This window comes from Marinobacter changyiensis, assembly GCF_009193265.1.
GTDB classification, from domain to species: Bacteria; Pseudomonadota; Gammaproteobacteria; order Pseudomonadales; family Oleiphilaceae; genus Marinobacter; species Marinobacter changyiensis.
Map to the genome: position 1 here is coordinate 304,907 of NZ_VZZZ01000005.1, position 24,317 is coordinate 329,223.

A 24,317-nucleotide genomic window follows, 5' to 3' on the forward strand; every position below is an offset into this window, starting at 1 on the left:
GCGAGGACGCCGGACCGGGCTGTCGGGCGGTTACCAGTTGACCTCGTCAGGATCAGTATCCGGCGTATTTTCGATCACTTCCCCACTCTCGAGCTGCGCCCGCGCTGCCGCCTCGTCTTCTGGCGGCGGCGCCGTCAAATCAATAAGCGGCTCGCCACTGCGGCTCGCATTCTGCTGGATACTGTCCGCCGATTTTTTGTTAAGCACGATGATTGAAATACGTCGGTTTACCGGAGCATTCGGGTCCTCGATATCGAACAAGACAGAATCACCCAGCCCAACCACCCGGGCAATCTGTCCGCCACCCACACCCCCTGCAACCAGGGCACGCCGCGCCGTATTGGCTCTATCCGCTGACAGCTCCCAGTTGGTATACCCCGGACGACCAACAAACGGTGTGGCGTCAGTATGACCGGTGATACTGAGCTTGTTGGCCACTGCGCTCAAAGGCTTTGCCAGCTCGAAAAGGATGTCCTGGGAGTAGTACTTGAGCTGGGCGCGACCACTGTCAAACATCGGGCGCTGAGAGCGATCCACAATCTGAATGCGCAGGCCTTCATCGGTGATATCGATCAACAGCTGATCTTTGAATTCCTGCAAGGTTTCACTTTGCTCGATTTGATCCTGCAAATCCTGGAACAGGTCTTCCATCTGACGTTGCTCAAGAGTATCAGCAAGCTGCTCTATCCTTTCATCTTCAATGCGGATCTCGTTGTCAGCTATGTCGGCGCTGCTCGACTCGACCACCGAGGCACTGCCGCCAAGATCAACAGGGTTGGGCACCCCGCCCTCGGTAAACCCGACCGGGTCGCGAAAGTAGCCTTCCACTGCTTTCAATTGCTCCGGTGAGGCGGTCGAGGTCAGCCACAGCACCAGGAAAAAAGCCATCATTGCCGTAGCAAAGTCTGCAAAGGCCACTTTCCAGGAGCCACCGTGGTGGCCAGCAGCTACCTTTTTAACTCTCTTGATGATTATCGGTCGGTCTTCCAAACCTTCACCTGCGGCCGGTTAAAGAATTACTTCGAACGAACATGGTCGTTCAACTGCTGAAACGATGGCCTTTTCTCGGAAGGCAATGCCTTACGTCCGAACTCGATCGCCATTTGCGGAGCCTGGCCGGAGACAGTGGCTACAATCGCGGCCTTGGCACATTCATAGGATTTGAGTTCGTATTTGGCGTGGTGCTCGAGGGCGTTGGACATCGGTCCCACAAACCCGTAACCCATAAATATTCCCAAAAAAGTCCCGACTAACGCCGCCGCCACACTCAGTCCGATTCGTTCCGGTCCCTCCGACATAAAATTCATGGTAATCACAATACCCAGCACCGCCGCCACGATCCCCAGGCCGGGTAGTGCATCTGCCACCTTGTTCACAGCGTGGGCCGGCTCTTTAAGCTCGTGCTCGCGGCTGTCAATTTCGCTGTCCATCAGGCCTTCGAGCTCATGGGGCGCCATGTTGCCGGCACTGATGATCCGCATATAGTCGGTAATAAAGGCAAGCAGCTCGTGAGATTTGATGATGGCCGGGTAACGAGAGAAAATCTGGCTGGACTCCGGGTTGTCGATGTCCTCTTCTATGGACATCACACCCTGCTTTCGGGACTTGTCGAACATGTCGTACATCAGGCTCAGCAGGTCCATATAAAATGCTTTGTTGTGGGGCGATCCGGTCAGCAGTCTGAGTACGCCGCCACCCACTTCCTTGATGATATGCATCGGGTTGGCAATGACAAATGCCCCCAACGCTGCGCCGAAAATAATGAGAATTTCTGTTGGCTGCCACAAGACCGCCAAGTTACCACCGTGCAGTACGTAACCGCCAAGCACACTGGCAAATACCACAATAACGCCAATAATCAGTGCCATGAATAGTTTCTGAGCCCCGGATAAGTGGAGAGAGATCGCCCTGTGGGCGATGCGCCAAGGAATCATAGCAAGCGATCGCTCTGACAGCGAAAGAGATAAACGATTTCTCCGCGTCCGTCGCAATTTGCTAAACTCCGCTGCCAACAATTCGACTTCACCCAAAGGATGTACCGATGCTGGACAAGCTTTTCATTTTCAGCCAGTACCTGGCCCCACAGCTGGCCATTTCACGCATAGCTGGAAAACTGGCCGACAACGAGCACCAGCCTGCACTGAAAGACCGTGTCATAAAATGGTTTATCGACCGCTATGGCGTAAACATGAATGAAGCAGTCGAATCCGACCCGACACGCTACCCCAGTTTCAACGCGTTCTTTACCAGAGCCCTCAAACCCGGCCTCCGACCGGTTGCCCCCGGCGATTCAGTCATTGTCAGCCCCGTGGACGGAGTGGTCAGCCAGCTTGGCCAGATCAACAACGACCGCGTGTTCCAGGCCAAGGGCCAGCACTTCAGCCTGGTCGAGCTGCTCGGAGGCGACAGCGAGCGTGCGAAGGATTTTATCGATGGGCAGTTCGCGACCATCTACCTGGCCCCGAAAGACTATCACCGCATTCATATGCCTCTGGCAGGCAAGCTCCGTGAGATGGTGTATGTGCCGGGCAAGCTCTTCTCGGTAAACCCTGTTACCGCTGAGAACGTGCCAAACCTGTTTGCCCGTAACGAGCGGGTCGCGGCCATTTTTGACACCGAGTTCGGCCCCATGGCCCTGGTATTGGTTGGTGCGATGATTGTTGGCAGTGTAGAAACCACCTGGGCAGGCGTGGTGGCGCCCGGCGGCATCAAGACGGTGCGCTACGATGGCAGTGAAGCGCCGATAACATTTGAAAAAGGCGAGGAAATGGGCCGCTTCCGTCTTGGCTCAACCGTGATAATGATTTTGCCTGAAGGCATTGCAAAATGGGATGAAGAGCTGGGTGCGGCTGCAGGCGTCAGGATGGGACAGTACTTCGGCGTTGCCACCAAAACTTAAGCACTCTCAATAGGCACCCGCAATAGGCATTCTCAATTAGTCCCAAGCACTCTCCAGAGCTCTGCAGAGCTCTCAAGCCCGCTCAACAGGAAAGCTGAGCACCTCCGCTATGTCGCGGGTGCCCAGCTTCAGCATCAACAGGCGGTCGAGACCCAATGCTACTCCGGCGCATGCCGGCAGGCCTGACTCCATCGCCGCTAACAGCCGCTCGTCAATTCCCATATCGGGCTTACCCGCAGCTTGTCGACTCTGGTTATCCAGCTCGAACCGTCGACGCTGCTCGGTGGCATCGGTCAGCTCCCAATACCCGTTGCAAAGTTCCAGCCCCTCGACGTAGAGCTCGAACCGGTGGGCAACGGTCACATCTTCACTGACTGAAGTTTTCGCCAGTGCAGCCTGGCTGGCCGGGTAATGGCACAGGAAGGTCGGTGGCAGTTGGCGCAATGCGGGTTCTATTTCATGACTCAGCAAAAGATCAAGGCACTCGTCCCGACTCAGCCTCGCCGCCAGTTCGGTCCCAACCCAGCGCTCGCACTTTTGCGCCAGGGCAGAATCGCTTGCCGTGAAAGCATCAACTCCAGAGTACCGGCGGAATGCTTCCCGGTAGGTCAGACGTTCCGGCATTGGCAATTCAAGCCAGCCACACACCAGCGCCGCCACCTCTGCCATCAGGTCAAGGTCATCAAAGCCGGGACGGTACCACTCGAGCAACGAAAATTCGGGGTTATGTCGGACACCACGCTCGCCGTTGCGGAACGCGCGGGCCATTTGATAAATCGGCCCTGCTCCTGCCGCGAGTAACCGCTTCATGTGGTATTCGGGAGAACTCTGGAGCCAGCCTTTCAAGGTATCAACTTGCGGCAACGGCGCAAGATCCACCCTCAGACTGTCGATATTGAGGTCATTCGCACCGTGGCTCGCCAGTGCGGGGGTTTCAACTTCCAGCACGTTTCTGGCGGCGAAAAAGTCGCGCACGTAGCTTGACTGCCGGGCGCGACTTTCAAGCGCAGCCAGCGAAGCGGTTGGCTTCCAGCTGTTATCCGGGGTGCTGGACACCGGTTCAGCTTTTGACGCGGTTTACGTAGGCACCGCTGCGGGTGTCTACCTTGAGCACTTCACCGATAGTGATAAAAAGAGGTACGTTAACGACAGCGCCGGTAGACAGCGTGGCCGGCTTGGTGCCACCCTGAGCGGTGTCGCCTTTCATCCCGGGGTCGGTATCCACGACTTCGAGCTCAACGAAATTCGGCGGCGTTACAGATAGAGGTGCGCCGTTATAAAGAGTAACAACGTACACGTCCTGCTCTTTCAGCCACTTGAGTACATCGCTTACTGCCTTTGCATCTGCGGCGTATTGCTCGAAGGAGCCGTCAGTGAGCATGAAATGCCAGAACTCGCCGTCGGTATATAGATACTCCATTTCCTGGTCGATAACATCAGCGGCTTCCAGGGAATCCCCGGATTTGAACGTACGCTCCCACTGACGGTTGGTGGTCAGGTTTCGAAGCTTTACCCGGTTAAAAGCCTGACCTTTGCCCGGTTTTACGAGCTCGTTCTCAAGAATGATGCATGGATCTCCCTCCAGCAAAACCTTGAGACCACTGCGGAATTCATTGGTAGAATATGAAGCCATGAAAATATCACCTGAAATTGCGCTGTTGAGAGTTGAAAGCCCGCTATGATACAGCGAACCCCTGCTCTGGTAGAAGCCCACCCTGTCGATATAGGCCAACAAAGCTGGCAGCAGCTTTTGAGTGACTCTACCACCACTCCCGAGGCACTCCTTGAAAGTCTTGGCCTTGACCCTGGCAAATGGCTTGCCGGTGCATCCACCGGCCACCGGTTGTTCCCGATCCGCGTCCCGCAACCTTATCTTGACCGCATCGAGTACGGTAACGCGCAGGATCCCTTGCTGCGCCAGGTCTTACCACTGGCTGCCGAAGGTGAGTTGGTAGCAGGCTTCGTTCGTGATCCACTGGCCGAAAAAGCAGCCACACCAAGCCCGGGATTGATCCAGAAATACCGCAGCCGTGCGCTGCTGATGATCACTGGCCAATGCGCCATTAACTGTCGTTACTGTTTTCGCCGACACTTTCCTTATGAGGACCACCGGTTGTCGCCCGAGGAGCGGGCTCAGGCGATTGAGTTACTGCACAATTCGCCAGAAGTAAATGAAGTCATTTTCAGCGGCGGGGACCCACTGGTGGCCAATGACCGCCTCCTGTCCCGCTGGGCCGATGCACTCGTCAGCATTCCCCACCTGAAACGTTTACGCATACACACCCGCTTACCTGTCGTTATTCCCCAGCGTGTCAATAACGCACTGCTGGAATGGCTATCACGTAGTCGATTGCAAAAAGTCATCGTGCTTCACATTAATCACCCTAACGAAATTGACCGACCCGTTGAAGAAGCGATCGCACGACTCAAATCCACCGGGGCGACGCTGCTCAACCAGAGCGTCATTCTCAGGGGCGTCAATGATCATGCGGACACACTTGTCCAACTGAGTGAGACATTGTTTGAGGCAGGTGTACTGCCTTATTATCTGCACGCCTTTGACCCGGTGGAAGGCGCTCATCATTTTGAGGTCAGTGACAACGACGCTCGCAACCTGATGCGCAGTTTGCTGGATCGGCTGCCGGGATTTCTGGTACCTCGACTCGTGAGAGAGTTGCCTGGCAAGGCATCAAAAACACCATTGGATCTGTATATTGATGACGAGCGCTGACTCCACCCACGCATTATCCATGCACTATCCATGTACTCGAGGCTAAAACCACAACCTTTGTGAAAGCTTGTCAATTCGTAGAGTTCTGACTTTTTGTTCGCACTTTGCTATTTTAGAGTTCAATTTTAGAGTTCGATCCAGGTGCTTCCTAAAGATCTGTAATCACGGCGAAATCATGAATGGAAGGTAAGACCCTGAAACCCGACCTGACCGTAACGGAACAGAAAATCGCAAGCCTTTCATTCTGCGAAACTACCCCTAGAGGTTTCGGAGCCTGGATTGGGCGTTTGCCCATGGCAAATATCGGTGAGGTTTCACGTCAGCTTTACCATGCCATTATCGAACTCAACCAGTTGTTTCTGGCGCCCCCACAGCGTTTGCAGCTACTTGAGCTGATTCGCCCGAAAATTCACTTCGTCTGTAACGAACTTTCCCGCCATTATCTCGGACTCGCAATTGCCCTGCCCGAAAAACAACGGAAAATCGCTAATCTGTCCCAGGCTCTGCGACTGCACCTGGCGAATGGCTATAAGGCCTGCCTTCTGGAACTACTCGATGCCGGCCCGGCAGAGAAAAACCGTAAACTGATCGGCATCTGCTGCCACCGGGCCTTGTCGGATCTGGGGGCAACCATCGTTCGGGCTCACCAACTTTATTGTCCCAGCCCGGCGAAAAGCTGGCTAGAGTGCCACCGGATATACCGCTTTGCTTACCGTAACAAGCTCCTCAACATCGTTGTTGAGGATGACACGCTGCTCTATCGCAAAAGCAGCACGGTCAGCGACGCCTACAACAGAATTCTGCTGCTCGGTTGCGCCCGGCCCAACCAGCTGCGGCAAAACGAGCTGATGCGGGCTTATGAGCTATTCGAAGCCTGGACCGACCTGGTCGTATGCAGACCGGACCTCCAGGACCCTGCGCTGTTCGTTATCAATATGGAGCGGGACTCCGCCCCGATCTACCGAAGCCTGCGGCAACAGGAGTCCAACGGAGACTGCTTTGGCTTTGACACCACCGAACTTGCTCAACGCATTTCAGAGTACCTGCACGCCCGGACAGACCGAGGACAACCAGACACCAAAACAGGAATCCCGCTGCCTGCTGCCGTCAGTGACACCTTGCTTGCTCATCTCAGCCAGGCGCTGGGCATCCTCACCAAACGCAATTTCAATCGCATAACCAGTCAAGGCAGGCTTGAGGTCTGCGTCGGATTAACCGCGGCGCATTATTTTATTGCGGGAGAGAGGACGTTCAACCGGTTTGTGTCCGGCAATAACACGGCACCCGAAGACGATAACAACGTATTCCTCAGCGGAGCACGACAGCGAAACGATGCGTGGGCTGGCGCCCATGATGCCGGACCAGATGACGTGCGAATCTCAGCAGATACACCCATCACTTTCCGGGGTAGCGGCGGTCCCGCCGAGACGGGAGTACCCGAGAAAAACCGGCCGCGGTCCTATCAAACCCTGCTTATCAACACCAGTCCAGGCGGTTACTGCGTGGGCTGGGAAGCGGACGTACCTCCGGCACTGCAAGCAGGTGAGATTCTGGGTGTCCGGGAGCAACGCTCTCATCCCTGGAGTGTTGCGGTGGTGCGCTGGATTCGTCAGATCCGCAATCAGGGCACCCAGGTGGGTGTTGAACTGTTAGCACCAAGCGCCTCACCCTGCGGCGTTCGGCTGATCCAGAAAGTTGGCAATAGCAGCGAGTTTCTCAGGGGGCTCTTGTTGCCGGAAATCGGCGCCGTCAAACAGGCTGCCACCCTGATCACGCCGAGGCTGCCGTTCCAGAGCGGAAGCCGCATTGTCCTCCTGCACGATGGCAGAGAGGATCAGGGCCAGCTATCACGGAGGGTCTCCGCGACCGGCAGCGTCAGTCAGTTTGAACTCAAGCTTCAAAACAGTGGCGAACGTGACAACATTGTTGCTGAGGCTGCCTCGGGCACCGCCTGTGAAGACGAGTTCGATTCACTCTGGCCGTCACTGTAGCTAACGGATTTCGAGAGCAAGGACGCTCCCACTTCAGTCTGCCTCCTCACCATCAATTACGACTCCGATTCAGACGACAGTCCCGGGCTGTGATGCCAAGGGTTGTTATTGGCTAACATCCGCTGCATCATCCATTCAATGTGAAGAGCATGGTGAATGCCCGATGACAGAGTTAACTGTCACCGCCACAATAACGAACAGCGTATTGCGAGAGATACTTCAGGAATGCAGAAAAAAAACGCCACCGTCCACCTGCTGATACTCGACCCCTCCCAGAATGATGCGGAAACCCTGGTCAGCCTCCTCAGAAACTCGGGCAGGGCAACCCGCGCCCACCGGATAACCTCTGAAGAGGACCTCGAAGAGACCATCAAGGCCAGCAACTGGGATATTTTGCTTGCCCGAGATGTGGAACAGGAGTTCAAGCCTGAGGATGCCCTTGCCCTGATCCGGCGACTGGACAAGGATATCCCGTTTATCCTGATGACTCAGGAATTCGACCGCGACCGTACTGTCTCGTTTATCCGTGCCGGCGCTCAGGATACCGTGCCTTTCGAATATTCCGACCTTGTCGTACTGACTGCGAAACGGGAGCTCGCAGCGCTGGATGAGCGACGCCAGCGCCGCGCGCTGGAGTCTCACTTGCGCGAGGCTGAACAACGCTGCCAGTTGTTGCTCGAAAGCTCCAAAGATGCCATCGCTTACATAAATGACGGCATGCATATCTATGCCAACCAGTCCTACATGGACTTCCTTGGTTACGATGACATCGATGAGCTCATCTGCATTCCGCTGCTCGATACCCTCGCTACGGAAAGCCAGGGGCCCTATAAAGAATTCATGAAAGCCTTCGCGGAAGTTCCAAAAGATGGCGCCACTCTGGCAAGTGTTGCCAAACGCAGCGACGACCATCAGATGAACATCGTCATGACGGCGTCATCGGCAACCTATGACGGCGAGCCCTGCACCCAGATCGTTATTCAACCCGAGCAGAACGATGCGGAGCTGGAAGAAAAGCTGCGCAAAATCAGCAGTCAGGATTTGCTTACCGGCCTTTATAACCGTCAGCACCTGATGGATGCCCTGGGCAAAGCCATCATCGTGGCGGGCGACAAGCAAGAAAACGGCGCCCTCGCCTACATCGCGCTGGATGACTTCATGACGATGAAAAGCCAGGTTGGCATCGCCGGCGCGGACCTGGTTCTCGGTGATCTCGCAACTATGCTCAAGGCGCAAGTTAACGACCAGATGATTCTCGCACGGATGAGCGATGACGCCTTTGCCATTCTGGCCCAGCCTTGCGATGAGAAGCGCCTGGCAGACCTCTGCGAAACGATCTGTAAAAAAATCGAAGACCACCTCTTTGATATCAGCGAACGCACGGTGCAGATCACTGTGAGCATCGGGGTCGCCGCCATTACCGAGAACTCGCCCAAAGCCCCTGACCTCATGGGCCGCGCCCATACTGCATCGGCGGAGGTCCGGAAGCTCGAGGGCCACGAGCGTGGGAACGGGGTGTTGATCTATAACCCTGGCCAGTTTGAATCCCTCGATGAAGGCAACTCCATAGAAGCCATCCAGAAAGCGCTCGATGAAGACCGCTTCCGGCTCCTGTTCCAGCCCATCATTAACCTGCGGGGCGAAGGCGAGGAACATTATGAGGCTCTGGTGCGCATGCTGGACAGGGACAACGAGGAAATCTCACCCTATGACTTCCTGCCACCAGCGGGACCGTCTGACATGGCCTGCAAGATTGATCGCTGGGTTATCCTCCAGACCATCAAACAACTCGCCAACCATCGCTCCAAAGATCATGACTCCCGGCTGTTCCTGAATGTGACCGGTGAGACCATCCAGGACAAAACGTTCACCTCATGGCTCAGCGTTGCACTGAAATCTGCCCGGCTGCCCGGTGACGCACTGATCTTCCAGCTTCGCGAAGGCGATGCCAACAGTTACATGAAGCAGGCCAAGGAGTTCTCACGCTCACTTCATGAACTGCATTGCAAGGTGTCCATTTGCCAGTTTGGCTGCGCCCTGAATCCATTCAACACGCTCAAGCACATTGATGTGGATTACGTGAAAATCGACGGTTCGTTCACTGAAGAGATTCAGAAAACCGAAAGCGCCAAAGAAGAAATCAAGGCAATGGTCAAGTCACTCCAAAGCACCGGGAAGCTTACCATTATCCCGTTGGTGGAAAACGCCGCCGTGCTGGCAACGCTCTGGCAAGCCGGCGTCAACTACATCCAGGGGTACTACCTGCAGGCACCGGCGCCGGAAATGAACTACGACTTCGGGGATCAGTGAGTCTCACTTTCCCGAAATCCGATCAGGTACAAAATTGCGTCCAGCCCGAGCGTTGAAATTGAATGCCGGGCGGACTCCTTGACCACAGGCTTGGCTCGAAACGCCACCCCCAACCCGGCCTGACTGAGCATTGGCAGGTCATTGGCGCCATCGCCCACGGCAATCACCTGCTCCCGGGATACGTTTTCCCGGGCCGCAATTTCCAACAATAATTCTGCCTTGCGCTGGCCATCGACAATACGGCCCGATACCCGACCGGTGACCTTGCCGTTCTCAATTTCCAGCTCATTGGCGTAAATGTAATCGATACCCAACTTCTGCTGCAGGTGCCTGGCGAAATAAGTAAACCCTCCGGACAGGATGGCCGTACGATAACCCAGTGATTTCAGACTCTTGAGCAAATGCTCCGCACCTTCCGTCAGTTTAAGGCGTTGCGCGATACCTTCGAGCACCGACTCATCCAGCCCCTTCAACAACGCCAGACGCTCCGCAAAACTTTGGCTGAAATCCAGCTCACCCATCATCGCCCGTTCGGTTATTGCCGCCACCTGATCTCCTACTCCCGCTTCCCGGGCCAGTTCGTCGATCACTTCCGCCTCAATCAGCGTGGAGTCCATATCGAACACCACCAGGCGCCGGTTGCGGCGGAAAATGGAATCCTCCTGGAAGGCAATATCCACATTCATTTCGCCGGCAATATGGAGAAAATCGGACCGCAACTGCTCGGGGTCCGACGGCGTCCCCCGCACCGAGAACTCAATGCAGGCAATCCGGTTATCCGTGGGGTTCAGGGAAGGCCGGGCGGAAAGCCGGGTGATGTTGTCGATGTTGAGACCGTGGCGCGCAGTAATGGCTGACACCCGCGCAATCTGCTCGGCTTTGATGTCACGGGACAGCAGCGTCACGATGTAACAGGCGCGATTTCGGCCCGCCGCCCACTGCTGGTATTCGCTTTCCGTGATGGGCGCAAAGCGGACCTGAAGGTCCAGGGCGTGGAGCCGGAACAGCAGCTCACGGATAACAGACGAAGCCTTTGACTCATCCGGAATTTCCGCCAGAATGCCCCAGGTCAGGTGGTCGTGGATCACCGCCTGGCCGATATCGAGAATCCGGACGTCGTAGCGCCCCATGATGCCGGTAATCTCCGACGTCAGCCCCGGTTGGTCCCGGCCTGACACATTAATCAGTACCAGTTCACTCACCGTTGTCCTGCTCCTCGTCCGCCGCCAGTGAGGCCGCTGATCTGACCACTTCGACCCCGTCTACACGTTGCAGCCCTCGGGGCAGTTTGTGGCCACGCCGACCACGCTCACCCAGATAATGCTCCAGATCATTGAACTGGAGATTCATCTTGCGCTTGCCCGCCAGAATCTGAAGCTGGTCGGTCTGGGCAAATATCGCAACTGCCACCACATACTCTTCACGGCTCTGAACCCGGGCAGACGGAATGCTGATGATCTTGTTGCCCTTGCCTTTCGCCAGTTCCGGTAACTCACTGAGCGGGAACACCAGCATCCGGCCCTCATTGGAAATGGCAACCAGATAAAGCACTTCCTCACCCTTGGGCACAACGAGAGGTGGCATAACCCGCGCGCCTTTCGGCACGTTTACCAGCGCTTTGCCGTTGCGGTTCTTGCTGATCATTTCCTCCAGCGACGTCACAAAACCATAACCTCCGTCAGTGACCAGCAGGACTTTTTCAGACGGATTCCCGATCAGCAGCCCTGCGAAGGTGGCTCCCGGCTGGGGGTTGATCCGGCCCGTCAGCGGCTCACCCTGCCCCCGGGCCGACGGCAGCGTGTGGGCCATCATGGAGTAGGCGCGCCCGGTGGAATCCAGAAAGATCGCCTGCTGATTGGTGCGGCCACGGGCCGACATCGCAAACTTGTCACCGGACTTGAAGCTGAGCCCCCCGGGCTCAATATCATGACCTTTGGCAGCGCGCACCCAGCCTTTTTCCGAGAGCACCACGGTCACCGGGTCATTGGAGATCAGGTCCAGCTCGCTGAATGCCTTCGCCTCTCCACGCTCGACGATGGGCGAACGCCGGTCGTCTCCGTAAGTTTCCGCATCGTCTTCAAGCTCTTGCCTGATCAATGCGGTGAGGCGCTTGTCAGAGCCCAGAATCGACTGTAACTCGTCCCGCTCAGCAGCCAACTCGTCCTGCTCACCCCGGATTTTCATTTCTTCCAGTTTTGCCAGGTGACGCAACTTCAATTCGAGAATGGCTTCTGCCTGGTCCGGTGACAACCCGAACCGGGTCATCAACTCCGCCTTTGGTTTGTCTTCGGTGCGGATAATCTCAATCACTTCGTCGATGTTCAAATAGGCTATCAGCAGGCCTTCAAGCAGATGCAGGCGGGCCAACACCTTATCGAGCCGGTACTGTAGCCGACGGGTGACCGTCACACGGCGATAACTCAGCCACTCGGTGAGGATAGTGCGCAGGTTTTTGACTGCCGGGCGGCCGTCGTTGCCGATAACATTGATATTGACGCGGTAGGTTTTCTCGAGGTCCGTGCTCGCAAAAAGGTGCGTCATCAGCCCCTCGAGGTCCACCCGGTTGGAGCGTGGAATGATCACCAGCCGGGTCGGGTTTTCATGGTCAGACTCATCGCGCAAATCCGCCACCATTGGCAGCTTCTTGATTTGCATCTGGTGAGCAATCTGCTCCAGCACCCGGTTACCGGAAACCTGGTGAGGCAAATCGGTCACCACGATATCGCCCCCCTCATTGATCCAGCGGGCGCGCATACGAAGCGAGCCGCGGCCGGTTTCATACATCTGGAGCAAATCCTTCCGGGGCGTGATAATTTCAGCGTAAGTGGGAAAATCCGGCCCTTTGATGTGTTCGCAGAGTTGCTCAGTGGTGGTCTGCGGCGCTTCCAGCAGGCGAATACAGGCGGCTGTCACCTCCCGCACGTTATGGGGCGGGATGTCCGTCGCCATGCCCACCGCAATACCCGTGGTGCCGTTCAGCAGCACATGGGGCAGCCGCGCCGGCAACGTCGAGGGCTCGTCCATGGTGCCATCAAAGTTGGGCACCCAGTCTACCGTGCCCTGCCCGAGTTCACTGAGCAGTGCATCCGCGAACCGAGCCAACCGGGATTCGGTGTATCGCATCGCCGCGAAGGATTTGGGATCATCCGGCGAACCCCAGTTGCCTTGGCCGTCCACGAGCGGGTAACGGTAGGAAAACGGCTGCGCCATCAGCACCATGGCTTCGTAGCAGGCACTATCCCCATGAGGATGAAACTTACCCAGCACGTCACCAACAGTCCGGGCAGATTTCTTGTATTTTGACGTCGATTTGAGACCCAGCTCCGACATGGCGTAGATAATGCGCCGCTGGACCGGTTTCAGACCGTCTCCCACATTGGGCAGGGCCCGGTCGAGGATGACGTACATGGAGTAATCAAGGTACGCCTTCTCGGTATATTCCTTCAGCGCAACCCGTTCAAACCCTTCATCCGTAGTCTGAAACTCTGGCATGGAGGCCTCTTGTTAACTGTGGTGAATTCCGTTAGCTACCCATGGGCAGCACATCTGGGGGGACATTATATGGAGCACGGGCGTCGGACACCAATCTGTTGCACCCTTCAGCCCGGATCAGGTTTAAATAGCGGAATTCACGAATGGAGGGGCTGAAGCACACCCCGTATTCTCGGTAACAGGTAATAACACTACTGTTCAGCTACCGTCCATTTTCCACTCGAGCGTTTACGATGAGAATGACCTTCAAGGCTTGTCAGCAGGCAATGTTAACGGCCCTGATCAATGCCACCCTGGCGCTGGCACTGATGTTTCTGGTTGAATTCGCGATCAGTGGCACACTCCAACTTACCGGGCTTTATCTTTGGGCAGGCATGCTGATCTGGCTGGTTATCTTCAGCGCGCAGTTCTATCGTCAGCTCAAACTCTGCCGCTGCGACCAACAGCGCGCAACTGTAGAACATTCCAAACCGTTATAGCTTCCCTCCCCTGCGTATAACAACTCAATAACCCGGCTGGCCGGTTCCGGGTGCAATAGCCCGGCCGGCTCCGGTATCAAAGTGACGTTACTGGCGAATACCTTCGACTGACATGATAATCTCGACGGTTTCAGACGCCTTGCCCAAATTGGTCGGAATTCCAAAGTCCGCCAGTTTCAGTTCGGTTTCAGCTTCAAAGCCCATACGATAGCCGCCCCAGGGGTCATCACCGTGGCCGAGCATCTCAACGTCCAGAGTGATTTCCTTGGTAACTCCCCGGAGAGTGAAATCGCCGGTAATCTCTGCTTCGTCTTCGTCATCCAGTTTTACGCTGGTGCTTTTAAAGGTGGCCTGCGGGTAATCATCCACAAACAGGAAGTCTTCACTGCGTAAATGCTTGTCGCGCTCGCCATGATTGGAGTCCACGCTTGCGGTCTTAATCGTTACATTGACTGTGCTGTTTTCAGGATTTTCAGCATCGTAAAAAAACTCTCCGTCAAAATCGTTGAAACGGCCGTAGAGCCAGCTGTAGCCGAGGTGTGAAATCTTGAAAGTAATAAATTGGTGCGCATCTTTTTTGTCGAATGCATAGGTGCCGCTGTGCTCAGACGCGTGCACACCCGCAATCATTGCAACTGATATGGCTGAGGCGAGCAATTGCTTTTTCATCATAGGTCATCTCCTTTGTTGGCCTTTACAGACCGGGTTTGAAAGTTGTACGAATCAAATAGCAGGCCCGACCGGCATTTACCTGCGGTTAAAATCCCAGCATCCGGCGCAGCGTGTTGTCTTTATCAATCACGTGGTGCTTCACTGCAGCCAGACCGTGCAGCCCTGCCAAAACGACCAGTGCCCAGGTCGCCCAGTAATGAACCATGCCTGCGATCTCTTCGAGAAAACGCATCGGGCCGGTGACGGATGGCACAGAAAACCAGTTGAAAACGTCGATGGAGGAGCCATCCAGCGTGGAGATAAGGTAACCACTGACCATCGCAACAATTAACAACAGGTAAAGCAGACCGTGAACACCCTGCGCAGCCACCACCTCCCAACGCTGATGATTGCTGAGGGGCGCCGGCGGGGCATTTGCCAATCGCCAGATCAGACGGAGTATCACCGTCCCGAGCAACAGCAGGCCAACACTCTTGTGGATATGGGGCGCGGAGCGATACCACTGATCGTAATAGGTCAGATCGACCATGTAATAACCCAGCCCGAAAAGTCCGAACACAGCGATGGCGATTATCCAGTGCAAAGCTATGCTGATGACGCCGAAGCGAGTGGGCGAGTTGCGTACCTGCATGAGTTGTAAGGCTCCGTTATGTGAACGCCATTAATACATCAGCAATTCGAGTGTAAGAATCCGCCCCTCAAAAGCCAATCGAAATGTTTTGGCCGCCATGATCAGAAAAACTGATGCTGGACTTTTGTCGAATACGGGTTTTACGGATTGAGAAATACCAGCAAGAAGGTAGTCTAAACACATATTCAAGGCTGAAGCCTTTAAGATCCAAGGAGAGTGAAATGGAAGTTGAATTCGACGAAAACGTCGTTGTTCCCAGCAACAACTGATTAGTCTGGCCGCTTTGCAGCTCGTCCGGCCGCTCTGAAAACAGAATCGCACTGACAGACTTGTTTTCACTAACAGGTCTGTTAAACGCGTTGTTCTGCCCCTCTTACAATCCTTTACATATTACCTGCTGGTAACTTACCTGAAAATTTGGCATTCTTCCTAGCTATTCGTTCGGCGGCAAGACATCCAGCAACCCACTGTCCGGACCTTAAACAGGTTGAATGTCTGCACCCGGCAGGGACTTTCTGACGACACCTTTCCACGACTCCAGTGATGAGATATGTCGAAATACGTGCCGTACCAACTGGCCGACCCGGAACTCGATCTTATCGGCCCGATGCTCAATCAGCACGATTATGGCTGGAGTGCCAACTTTCAGGGACTCCTTCTTCGGACCGCTTTACAGCCCATTTTCAGCATTGCCCACAAACGCGTCGTCGGCTATGAAGCCCTGATCCGGGCCTTTGATACCGATAACGCAAGTGTCCTGCCGCTGCACCTGTTCCAGTTACCTGACAGTGAGCCAGAAAACGTCCTGCTGGACCGTTTGTGCCGCTACCTTCACGTTCAGAATTATTCATCTTTCAGCGATCAGGTGAACTGGCTGTTCCTAAATGTCTCGCCCAAGGTAGTGGCAAACGGCAGACATTCCGACTCGTTTTTCGGGCGATTACTTGAGCGTACCGGTATGCCACCCCACCGCATTGTGGTAGAGATTGTTGAGCAGCCCACGGATGACTCACAGCAACTTCGGGAAACGGTCGCCTATTATCGATCCCTGGGATGCCTGACGGCCATTGATGATTTTGGCGCCGGCCATTCCAATTTTGAACGCATCTGGAATCTGTCACCGGACATTGTCAAGCTCGACCGGACACTGCTAACGCGCGCAACGGATGACAAAAAGGCGCGTCAAATTCTTAACGGCATTACCTCTTTGCTTCATCAATCGGGTTGTCTGGTGCTGCTGGAAGGCGTCGAAACCCACGATCAGGCCATGATCGCCTTTGATGCCGGTGTGGATTTTGTCCAGGGCTTCTATTTCTGCAAGCCAACACTTGACTTTGACGGCATACACCGGGAAATCAGTGATCTTGAAAGATTACTGACGGATTACAAGAGCAGGAATCGGGTACAACTGGATCCCACCCGGCAAATCAGTGACTTTTTCAGTGGCTACTTTCAGTCGGCCGTTGACCGGTTACGCCTCGGAGCCAGGCTGGAGGCCAGCTGCGGGGATCTGCTGGGCCACCATACGGTGTCACGGTGCTATCTTATTGATGCCAACGGCGTCCAGATTGATAACACCTTGATCGCGCCGACCACCGCAAGCAACCTGGACCCCCGATTCCTGCCCCTGGAGAACACTCTGAGCGCAGACTGGTACCGGCAGCACTACCTGAAACGCGCGCTGGCGCAACCAGACCGCATACAGGTCACCCGCCCCTACCTTTCACTCGCGGGGGCCCATATGTGCGTTACCCTGTCACTGGCGTATTGCCACAACGGCAGCCTCAAGGTGCTGTGTTGCGACATACTGGCCCCCTGATGTCCGCCTGGCTTCAATTTAACGGAATGTCGTAAACCTGCGAAATAATCGTCACCGTCACCACTCCGATAAACAGGTTCATCGGTATACCCACCCGGACAAAATCCATAAACCGGTAACCACCCGGACCAAAAACCATCATATTGGTCTGGTAGCCCAACGGGGTCGCAAAGCTGGCGGACGCCGCCATCATCACGGCAATAACAAAAGGCTCGGCGGGAACCTTCAGGACCGAAGTCATAGAAAGCACCACCGGCAACACCATCACAGCCGCTGCATTATTGGTCACGATTTCGGTCAGCACTGAAACCGAGATGTAGACCAGCAACAGGGTAAACAACAGATGACCGCTGCTCACCGCGAGGATCGACTCCGCCGCATAGCTGGCTGCGCCGGTAACTTCCAGGGCCGCACCCAGGGCAAACGAGGCGGCTATGGTCAATATGACCGGCACATCGACCGCTTTCTGGGCCTGACCCACCGAGCAGCACCCGGTCATAATCATCAAGGCCGCACCCATCAGGGCGGCATTGAGCATGCTGAGCAGGCCGGCGGCGGCGGCACCGACCAGCAATAGCAGAATGGCCCAGGACAGGTAGGCGCGATCGTGGCGCGGGGTTTCGGTTTCCAGATCATTGATCAGCAGGAAATCCTTGGCATAACGCTGGCGGCTGACAAATGCCGGGCGGGCTTCCAGCAGCAACACATCGCCGGGCTTTAGCCGGATATTACCCAGATTACCGGAGACCCGCTCTCCGCCCCGGGCTACCGCCAGTACAACGGCACCGTAGCGGTCCCGGAACCGGGCGTCCCGAATAGTCAGTCCCAATACATCCGACTGCGGAGACAACGCTGCCTCCACCAACCGACGCTCGGCCCGGTCCTTGCTCAGGCTGGGCTCGTCATCGTGCACCGAAGGCACGATGCCATTGATCCGTAACAGGTCGGATATTGCCTGGGTGTCCCCCGCAAATACCAGGCGGTCCCCACCCCGAAGGCGCTCTTCCGAGGGCACCGCCGTAACGACGCTGCCATCCCGTTCAATCTCAACCAGATAAAGTCGCTCGAGCTCCCGCAGGCCCGCTTCACCGACGGTTTTACCTACCAGCGGACCATCCAGCGCCACCGCCACTTCCAGGGTAAACTCCCGCATCGCCCCGAACTTTTGCTGGTCTTTCCGGTCCGGCAACAGACGTGGCAAGAAAACCAACATGGCAATCAGGCCAATGATCGCCACCGGCAAACCGACGGCAGTAATGGAGAAGATTGAAAAACCCTCCTCTCCGGTCAGATCCCGATACTGACCGTTCACCACCAGGTTGGTGCTGGTGCCGATCAGCGTGATCGTGCCACCCAGGATGGCGGAGTAACTCAGCGGTATCATCAATTTGGACGGTGCTATGCCAATCTTCCGGGACCAGGCGTGAATGGCAGGAATCATGGTGGCAACCACAGGGGTGTTATTCAGAAAACCACTCAGCAGGGCTACCGGGAAAGCAATACGGGCCTGAGCGCCCCGGACTGTGCGAGGCGAGCGCAGTACATGCTGGACAAGCAGATCGACCCCACCAGAATGGTGGATGCCGGCCGCCACCACAAACATCGCCACCACCGTTATGAGACCGCTGTTGCTGAAACCGGCCAAGGCTTGAGTAGCATCGAGAATACCGGTAGCACTGAGCACGATCAGCACGCCCATCATCACCAGATGGGGACCAAAGCGTCCGAGACTCATTAATAGGAGCGCTGCACCCGCCAGGCCCAGCGAAAACCACCCCTGCCATTCCATTCCAGTTACCCGCGGCTAAAGGGGTGCAGATTAGCGAACTTCAGGAAGATGAAGAAAGAATAAAGAGTGCTGTTGATAGGCTTCAAACGCATAATAAAGCGACGGTACAACCTCTCTCTCACCCGGGTCAGCCCGCCACATCCGCCATATTGCCATACTCTTCCAGCCAGATCCGCCGATCCGACGCCCGCTTCTTGCCCAGCAACATGTCCATACGCTCATCGGTTTCGTCGCCGTCTTCCAGCGTCAGCATGACGAGGCGACGGGTATCCGGTGCCATGGTAGTTTCCCGAAGCTGCAGCGGATTCATTTCACCGAGGCCCTTGAAGCGCGTAACGGAGATTTTGCCCTTGCGATTCTCCGCGGCCAGCCGGTCCATAATGCCCTGCTTCTCGTGCTCATCGAGGGCGTAGAAGGTTTCCTTGCCAAGATCCACGCGATACAGCGGTGGCATCGCAACAAACACATGGCCAGCCTTAACCAGCGGCCGGAAATGCTTAACAAAGAGAGCGCAAAGCAAGGTTGCAATGTGCAGGCCGTCGGAATCGGCATCAGCGAGGATACAGATCTTGTTGTAACGCAGGCCCTCAAAGGTCTCCGTGGCAGGGTCCACCCCGATGGCGACCGCGATATCGTGCACTTCCTGGGAGGCCAGGATCTCACTGGAATCCACTTCCCAGGTGTTGAGAATCTTACCCCTCAACGGCATCACCGCCTGGAACTCACGGTCCCGGGCCTGTTTGGCAGACCCACCGGCGGAGTCGCCCTCAACCAGAAATAGCTCGGAGCGGTTAGTGTCGGATCCGGAACAGTCCGCCAGCTTGCCGGGTAAGGCCGGGCCGGAGGTAATCTTCTTACGGGCGACTTTTTTGCTGGCCCGCAACCGGCGCTGGGCGTTGTTGATGAAAAAATCTGCCAGCACTTCTGCCACGTCGGTGTGCTGATTCAGCCACAGACTGAAAGCGTCTTTGACGACTCCGGAAACAAACGCGGCGGCTTCCCGGGAGGACAACCGTTCTTTGGTCTGGCCGGAGAACTGCGGGTCCTGCATTTTGAAGGACAGCACATAGCTGCAACGGTCCCAGATGTCTTCCGGTGACAATTTGACGCCTCTGGGCATCAGGTTACGAAACTCGCAAAATTCCCGCATCGCCTCCAACAAGCCGGAACGCAGCCCGTTGACATGAGTGCCGCCCTGGGCTGTCGGTATCAGATTGACGTAACTTTCGAGCACCGCTTCGCCACCCTCCGGCAGCCACTGGATCGCCCAGTGCACCTGTTCACTGTTGCCGGAAAACTCGCCGGTGAAAGGCTCAAGCGGCACCACCTCGATATCTGCCAGGGCGGTTTTCAGGTAATCCCGCAGGCCCTCTTCATAGCACCATTCATCTTTCTCACCGGTCTGCTCCTGCAAGAAGGTGACCTCCAGGCCGGGACACAGAACCGCTTTGGCACGCAGGTTATGACGCAGACGGGTAATGGAAAACTTGGGGCTGTCAAAATAGCGGATGTCGGGGCGAAACCGGATTCGTGTGCCGGTGTTGCGCTTGCCAACGGTATCGATCACTTCCAGGTCGGTCAGCTTGTCACCGTTGGCGAAGGTCATGCGGTGAAGCTGGCCGTCACGCTTGATGGTCACTTCCAGCTCGGTTGAAAGTGCGTTTACCACCGATACACCCACCCCGTGCAAGCCGCCGGAGAAACTGTAATTGCCCTGGGAAAACTTACCGCCCGCGTGCAGGCGCGTCATGATGAGTTCGACCCCTGATACACCCTCTTCTTTATGCATATCAACCGGCATGCCGCGGCCGTCATCCTCAACGCTCAGTGAGCCATCGCTGTGCAGAATCACATCAATACGCCGGGCGTGTCCTGCCAGCGCTTCATCCACGCTGTTGTCGATCACTTCCTGAGCCAGATGGTTCGGGCGGCTGGTATCGGTATACATACCCGGGCGCTTGCGCACCGGGTCCAGACCAGTCAGGACTTCAATGGCATCGGCGTTATATTGTTTTTGACTCATAGAGGTACACGGACTCCCGGGCGAATGTCGCAAGAACAGGCCCATAGCTTAGGGATTCGGAGCGAAAGATCAACGGTTGATTTGTGCCGTTGGGGCGCAGGCTACCGGGTGCGGGTCATGTTGGTGAGGCCGTCTCCGCGCACCACCACCCTGTTCCAGTCATCAGCTTTCACCGCCAGCACTACGCAGGGTGTGGTCAGGGCCTGGGTGACCATGGAACCCGGGGCCGGAGTTCGCACACGGGCAGTTACCGCCAGAGTAGAGCCCTCCATCTCCGCGTCTGCCAGAGTCAGACCAAAACCACCGGTGTTTTTGCGGCCCATGGCCACAACCAGCAGGTGCTCACGCTGAAAGTCGAGGCTGGCCGCAGAATCGAGGCTGAGCATTTGCCCGTTCAGGGACCGGAACGCTTGCAAGGCTTGCAGACTGTCCAGATAGACCAGGCCGGGCGCGGTCAGTCCGCAATAATCGGAAGCCGTGATTTGTCTTGCCAGGGGAGCCTGTTGCCTGGTCTCGACATCCTTGCCGGTTCCCACACTCTGGTCTGGATTTCCGTTCTTGCCAGCGCAGCCTGCCAGGATCAGGAGGGTGGATAACATGACGGGCAACAACATCTTCATGGGGCGAATTCCAGTTGACGGACCGGGGTCAATTTATCAGAGGACCCGGTCATTAGCCGGCAACCCTCAAAGCCATAACGCGGCAGCCCCATGGATGCAATGGTAGGCCACCGGAAGCTGGTGGTGAGTTTTACACCGCTGATGGGCTCGTTGCCAATGACAATTTTTTCAGGCCTGCAATCATCGAGCTTTCTGGATGCTGTCGAACACTGTCCGGTTCTGATCTTTCAGCCTCAGCCTGTACCCTTCAAAACCGGGCCTCGGCAAATGAGTCGGAGACGACGATGTAATGGTTGGTCGACTGTAGCTGGTTGTTATCTCGACGCCGGAAAGCGTCTCATCAGAAGTAATCAGAATTTCCTGCCTTAACCCGGAAATAGGGTACTCTGCACACGCCTCTCCGGCCTGGCAAATCAGATTGTCATTGTCAAAATCGGACCCCGCAACCAGTAAATATTTTCCGGCAGGTACCTGATCGACAGGCCTGGGCTCCGTTCCGTCTGCATGTAAAAAGGTAAAACGATACTGGCCGTCCTCCACCGTGACAGTGGAAATGGCGACGCCTTCATATAGCCCTTCATCGTTGGGTTCTGGTTCGACCAGAAGCACAAAGTGACGACCGGCGTTCCGGGCTTGCTGATCGGTTATCCGCTGACCTGCTACCGGGATATCCACGGTTCTGGTCATATCCGATTCGTAGGTGACCGTAATCATGCCTTGCTGAGCGACGCCCGGCTTCAACTCCTCGGGGATCAACTCAACCTCAAAAGTAAAGGTGTCATCACCAGCAACAGTGGCCTCGCTACTGACGCTGAGCCAGACCTGTTCTGAGTTTATTGACGTTATGTCTACTAATTGCGTCTGGTCACCCAGAACGGTGAGTGTGACCGTTTCAGACAGTTGAGTCTCGGAGTTGAGACTGACCAGGGACGGTGATGAGGACAAAATGGTCAATGCCGGATCACTGATCGCGGTGAACAAGGCTTTGCCCGCGTCCAGCACACCAAAGCCCAGATCGTCGGTTCGGCTCGCACTTGTTGAGTCGGTCAGTGCGCCGGTTGCCAGCCACGGCGCTACAACTTCGTAGTTCAGATCAGCCTTGACACCTTTCATCAGCGCCAGCACGCCCGAAAAGTGCGGTGCAGCCATGGAGGTGCCCTGCAACCCGATATAGACTGGATCTAACCCCCCATCAATAAAGGCCGCGCTGGCGCTCAGCACCAGATCTGCCACGCCATCACTGTTAGCGTCCCGTGTGGCATCCCCGCCGGGGGCCGCCAGATCGATCCAACCGCCAAAATTGGAGTAGGACGCTCGATCGCCGGCACCGTCCACAGCACTGACTGAAAATACCTTGTCGAAAGCGGCAGGATAGCTGGGCACCGACGTGTTCGAGTTACCGGCCGCAGCGACAAAAATGACGCCATTATCAGACGCAGCGGTAATCGCATCCTGCATTGGCTGAATAAATGGCAAACCGCCCAGGCTCATATTTGCAATATCAGCTTTTGGTTCGCCCCCATTATCCAGTCCGCCTACCCAACGAATCGCATCCAGTAAATCGGCCGAGGATCCGGACCCGCCCTCTCCAAGCACTCGCACAGGCAGGAGGCTGCTACCAAACGCCAAACCCGTGCCGCCGGAGCTATTGACCACTGCGGCCACCGTGCCTGCGACATGGGTGCCGTGGTAAACACTGTTACCGACAGAGTTCCCCGGATCGGCTGGAACATTATCTCCATCAACAAAGTCCGAGCCTACAAGCAAATCGCTTGTTAAGACATTGGCATTGAGATCGGAATGCCAGCTCGTGGCTGACTGTCTGAACAAACCGGTATCCAGCACGGCAACTGTCACGCCTTCACCGCCATCAGCCACGAGCTGCCAGGCTGTAGGCGTGTCGATCAGACTGTAATGCCACTGCCGTGGGAACAATGGCTCGGCAGTCGGAGCCTGACTGGACATAACGTAATTAGGTATCGCTGAAGAAACTCCCGGCGATTTACGCAATGATTCGACCCAGCGCACGGTGGATTGCCGAGACGCTTGCTGCTGCATCACGGTTGATGGCGCCTTTGCAAGCCAGACATTGCCACCGAGCGCCCGGCTCATGGTGGCACCGGTGGCGGACAGAGCTGCGCTAACGTCCCCCTTCCCGGGCGCCATGGCGACAATGGCCTCGCCCGGCATGAAGTCATGGTCTGGCCACTCGAAACTCTGGCCCACCGCCATAATGTTTGCCGGCGAGGTCATCACATAGCGCACGGGAACTTCTCCCCGGGCTTCAATCACCACCCGATAGTCGCCGTCAGCACGGTCATTGGGCAGGGTTACACGGACCTCTGTCGCCCCCGCTCCCGGATCGGTCCTCGCTTCCGAGAGAAGATCTCCTTCAAGGGTAAATATAGCGAAGGTTACCGGCGAGCCAGGGTCGCTATCTGCCGCTCGGGTCGCAAAGGTCTGCAAAACCAGCGTCTCGCCAGCCTTTAAGGGAAGCCTGAAGTCGTCAATCGGGTCCGTTACGTAACTTGACGCCTGCAGCCCATCAATCGGGGGGTAAAGCCCTTCACCGTCACTGACATAGCCTGCCAGAACAAAGTTCGCAGGCAGTTCCTGAGGGACGGACAGGGGTTCTTGTCCAAACGCAAGATTCTCACCGGTGTCCAGATCGACACGGGTATTGGCTTCAATATTGATAATTCCGGCTAAAGCCACGTTCGAAGGAAACGGCTCGGAGGACGAGTCATCCGACGAACCACAACCGGCCAGCAAACCCACACTCAGTGATGTCAAAAACAAAAATTGAGCCGAAATTCCCATCGAAGCACTGCCCCACAAAGTTGCCTACCGAGATTGTAGCC

18 protein-coding genes are annotated in these 24,317 nt (G+C 56.0%); 6 read left to right on the forward strand and 12 right to left on the reverse strand.

What is annotated here, in order from left to right; all coding sequences use genetic code 11:
- Positions 1-30: 30 nt before the first annotated feature.
- Both motB and motA read right to left on the reverse strand, forming a co-directional pair.
- The gene (motB, locus tag F6Y09_RS14855; RefSeq protein WP_152207713.1) at positions 31-990 is read right to left on the reverse strand and encodes a flagellar motor protein MotB; all 960 of its coding nucleotides are present in this window, start codon (positions 988-990) and stop codon (positions 31-33) included.
- 26 nt (positions 991-1,016) lie between these two features.
- On the reverse strand, positions 1,017-1,868 hold the full coding sequence (gene motA / locus F6Y09_RS14860; RefSeq protein ID WP_152207714.1) for a flagellar motor stator protein MotA: 852 nt from the start codon (positions 1,866-1,868) through the stop codon (positions 1,017-1,019).
- Between the two features lie 173 nt (positions 1,869-2,041).
- Between motA and asd the strand changes: the two genes are divergently transcribed.
- Positions 2,042-2,899 carry an archaetidylserine decarboxylase gene (asd, locus tag F6Y09_RS14865; RefSeq protein ID WP_152207715.1) on the forward strand — a complete coding sequence of 286 codons (858 nt, stop codon included), beginning with the start codon at positions 2,042-2,044 and terminating at the stop codon, positions 2,897-2,899.
- Positions 2,900-2,971: 72 nt separating this feature from the next.
- On the opposite strand, the gene epmA is transcribed toward asd, so the two are convergent.
- Together epmA and efp are read right to left on the reverse strand one after the other, a co-directional pair.
- On the reverse strand, positions 2,972-3,955 hold the full coding sequence (epmA, locus tag F6Y09_RS14870; protein ID WP_152207716.1) for an EF-P lysine aminoacylase EpmA: 984 nt from the start codon (positions 3,953-3,955) through the stop codon (positions 2,972-2,974).
- Between the two features lie 4 nt (positions 3,956-3,959).
- Positions 3,960-4,532 (reverse strand): elongation factor P, encoded by a 573-nt coding sequence (gene efp / locus F6Y09_RS14875; protein ID WP_152207717.1) that lies wholly within the window; start codon positions 4,530-4,532, stop codon positions 3,960-3,962.
- A 45-nt stretch (positions 4,533-4,577) separates the two neighbouring features.
- On the opposite strand from efp, the gene epmB reads away from it, so the two are divergent.
- The 3 genes from epmB to F6Y09_RS14890 all read left to right on the forward strand — a co-directional run bounded on the left by epmB (position 4,578) and on the right by F6Y09_RS14890 (position 9,931).
- Complete coding sequence (epmB, locus tag F6Y09_RS14880) at positions 4,578-5,630, forward strand: EF-P beta-lysylation protein EpmB (protein ID WP_152207718.1); 1,053 nt, start codon at positions 4,578-4,580, stop codon at positions 5,628-5,630.
- Positions 5,631-5,809: 179 nt separating this feature from the next.
- A complete protein-coding gene (locus F6Y09_RS14885; RefSeq protein ID WP_152207719.1) occupies positions 5,810-7,621 on the forward strand; it encodes a GTPase in 1,812 nt (603 codons plus the stop codon).
- Positions 7,622-7,846: 225 nt separating this feature from the next.
- On the forward strand, positions 7,847-9,931 hold the full coding sequence (locus tag F6Y09_RS14890; protein ID WP_152207895.1) for an EAL domain-containing response regulator: 2,085 nt from the start codon (positions 7,847-7,849) through the stop codon (positions 9,929-9,931).
- On the opposite strand, the gene serB is transcribed toward F6Y09_RS14890, so the two are convergent.
- Both serB and parC read right to left on the reverse strand, forming a co-directional pair.
- Positions 9,925-11,133, reverse strand: a complete 1,209-nt coding sequence (gene serB, locus F6Y09_RS14895) for a phosphoserine phosphatase SerB (RefSeq protein WP_152207720.1) — start codon at positions 11,131-11,133, stop codon at positions 9,925-9,927. The two genes, F6Y09_RS14890 and serB, sit on opposite strands and share 7 nt — an antisense overlap.
- A complete protein-coding gene (gene parC, locus F6Y09_RS14900; protein WP_152207721.1) occupies positions 11,126-13,423 on the reverse strand; it encodes a DNA topoisomerase IV subunit A in 2,298 nt (765 codons plus the stop codon). Before parC ends, serB begins: the two co-directional genes overlap by 8 nt.
- A gap of 233 nt (positions 13,424-13,656) precedes the next feature.
- On the opposite strand from parC, the gene F6Y09_RS14905 reads away from it, so the two are divergent.
- A complete protein-coding gene (locus F6Y09_RS14905) occupies positions 13,657-13,902 on the forward strand; it encodes a hypothetical protein (protein ID WP_152207722.1) in 246 nt (81 codons plus the stop codon).
- An 87-nt stretch (positions 13,903-13,989) separates the two neighbouring features.
- Here the strand turns inward: F6Y09_RS14905 and F6Y09_RS14910 are convergent, their stop codons facing one another.
- Together F6Y09_RS14910 and F6Y09_RS14915 are read right to left on the reverse strand one after the other, a co-directional pair.
- Positions 13,990-14,571 carry a YceI family protein gene (locus F6Y09_RS14910; RefSeq protein WP_152207896.1) on the reverse strand — a complete coding sequence of 194 codons (582 nt, stop codon included), beginning with the start codon at positions 14,569-14,571 and terminating at the stop codon, positions 13,990-13,992.
- A gap of 88 nt (positions 14,572-14,659) precedes the next feature.
- Positions 14,660-15,205, reverse strand: a complete 546-nt coding sequence (locus tag F6Y09_RS14915) for a cytochrome b (RefSeq protein ID WP_152207723.1) — start codon at positions 15,203-15,205, stop codon at positions 14,660-14,662.
- A 550-nt stretch (positions 15,206-15,755) separates the two neighbouring features.
- On the opposite strand from F6Y09_RS14915, the gene F6Y09_RS14920 reads away from it, so the two are divergent.
- The gene (locus F6Y09_RS14920) at positions 15,756-17,024 is read left to right on the forward strand and encodes an EAL domain-containing protein (RefSeq protein WP_246180548.1); all 1,269 of its coding nucleotides are present in this window, start codon (positions 15,756-15,758) and stop codon (positions 17,022-17,024) included.
- A 13-nt stretch (positions 17,025-17,037) separates the two neighbouring features.
- Here F6Y09_RS14920 and F6Y09_RS14925 read toward each other — a convergent pair whose 3' ends face one another.
- The 4 genes from F6Y09_RS14925 to F6Y09_RS14940 all read right to left on the reverse strand — a co-directional run bounded on the left by F6Y09_RS14925 (position 17,038) and on the right by F6Y09_RS14940 (position 24,249).
- On the reverse strand, positions 17,038-18,813 hold the full coding sequence (locus F6Y09_RS14925; RefSeq protein WP_152207724.1) for an SLC13 family permease: 1,776 nt from the start codon (positions 18,811-18,813) through the stop codon (positions 17,038-17,040).
- A 127-nt stretch (positions 18,814-18,940) separates the two neighbouring features.
- Positions 18,941-20,836 carry a DNA topoisomerase IV subunit B gene (gene parE / locus F6Y09_RS14930; protein ID WP_152207725.1) on the reverse strand — a complete coding sequence of 632 codons (1,896 nt, stop codon included), beginning with the start codon at positions 20,834-20,836 and terminating at the stop codon, positions 18,941-18,943.
- Between the two features lie 101 nt (positions 20,837-20,937).
- Positions 20,938-21,456 (reverse strand): protease complex subunit PrcB family protein, encoded by a 519-nt coding sequence (locus F6Y09_RS14935; RefSeq protein ID WP_152207726.1) that lies wholly within the window; start codon positions 21,454-21,456, stop codon positions 20,938-20,940.
- A 180-nt stretch (positions 21,457-21,636) separates the two neighbouring features.
- Complete coding sequence (locus F6Y09_RS14940) at positions 21,637-24,249, reverse strand: S8 family serine peptidase (protein ID WP_179959430.1); 2,613 nt, start codon at positions 24,247-24,249, stop codon at positions 21,637-21,639.
- Positions 24,250-24,317: the final 68 nt, after the last annotated feature.

Excerpts from the sequence above, each read along its gene's own strand:
- motA (WP_152207714.1), bottom strand. The coding sequence starts at position 1,868 with ATGGCACTGATTATTGGCGTTATTGTGGTATTTGCCAGTGTGCTTGGC.
- asd (WP_152207715.1), top strand. The coding sequence starts at position 2,042 with ATGCTGGACAAGCTTTTCATTTTCAGCCAGTACCTGGCCCCACAGCTG.
- efp (WP_152207717.1), bottom strand. The coding sequence starts at position 4,532 with ATGGCTTCATATTCTACCAATGAATTCCGCAGTGGTCTCAAGGTTTTG.
- epmB (WP_152207718.1), top strand. The coding sequence starts at position 4,578 with ATGATACAGCGAACCCCTGCTCTGGTAGAAGCCCACCCTGTCGATATA.
- F6Y09_RS14885 (WP_152207719.1), top strand. The coding sequence starts at position 5,810 with ATGGAAGGTAAGACCCTGAAACCCGACCTGACCGTAACGGAACAGAAA.
- F6Y09_RS14890 (WP_152207895.1), top strand. The coding sequence starts at position 7,847 with ATGCAGAAAAAAAACGCCACCGTCCACCTGCTGATACTCGACCCCTCC.
- parC (WP_152207721.1), bottom strand. The coding sequence starts at position 13,423 with ATGCCAGAGTTTCAGACTACGGATGAAGGGTTTGAACGGGTTGCGCTG.
- F6Y09_RS14905 (WP_152207722.1), top strand. The coding sequence starts at position 13,657 with ATGAGAATGACCTTCAAGGCTTGTCAGCAGGCAATGTTAACGGCCCTG.
- F6Y09_RS14910 (WP_152207896.1), bottom strand. The coding sequence starts at position 14,571 with ATGAAAAAGCAATTGCTCGCCTCAGCCATATCAGTTGCAATGATTGCG.
- F6Y09_RS14915 (WP_152207723.1), bottom strand. The coding sequence starts at position 15,205 with ATGCAGGTACGCAACTCGCCCACTCGCTTCGGCGTCATCAGCATAGCT.
- F6Y09_RS14920 (WP_246180548.1), top strand. The coding sequence starts at position 15,756 with ATGTCGAAATACGTGCCGTACCAACTGGCCGACCCGGAACTCGATCTT.
- F6Y09_RS14925 (WP_152207724.1), bottom strand. The coding sequence starts at position 18,813 with ATGGAATGGCAGGGGTGGTTTTCGCTGGGCCTGGCGGGTGCAGCGCTC.
- parE (WP_152207725.1), bottom strand. The coding sequence starts at position 20,836 with ATGAGTCAAAAACAATATAACGCCGATGCCATTGAAGTCCTGACTGGT.
- F6Y09_RS14935 (WP_152207726.1), bottom strand. The coding sequence starts at position 21,456 with ATGAAGATGTTGTTGCCCGTCATGTTATCCACCCTCCTGATCCTGGCA.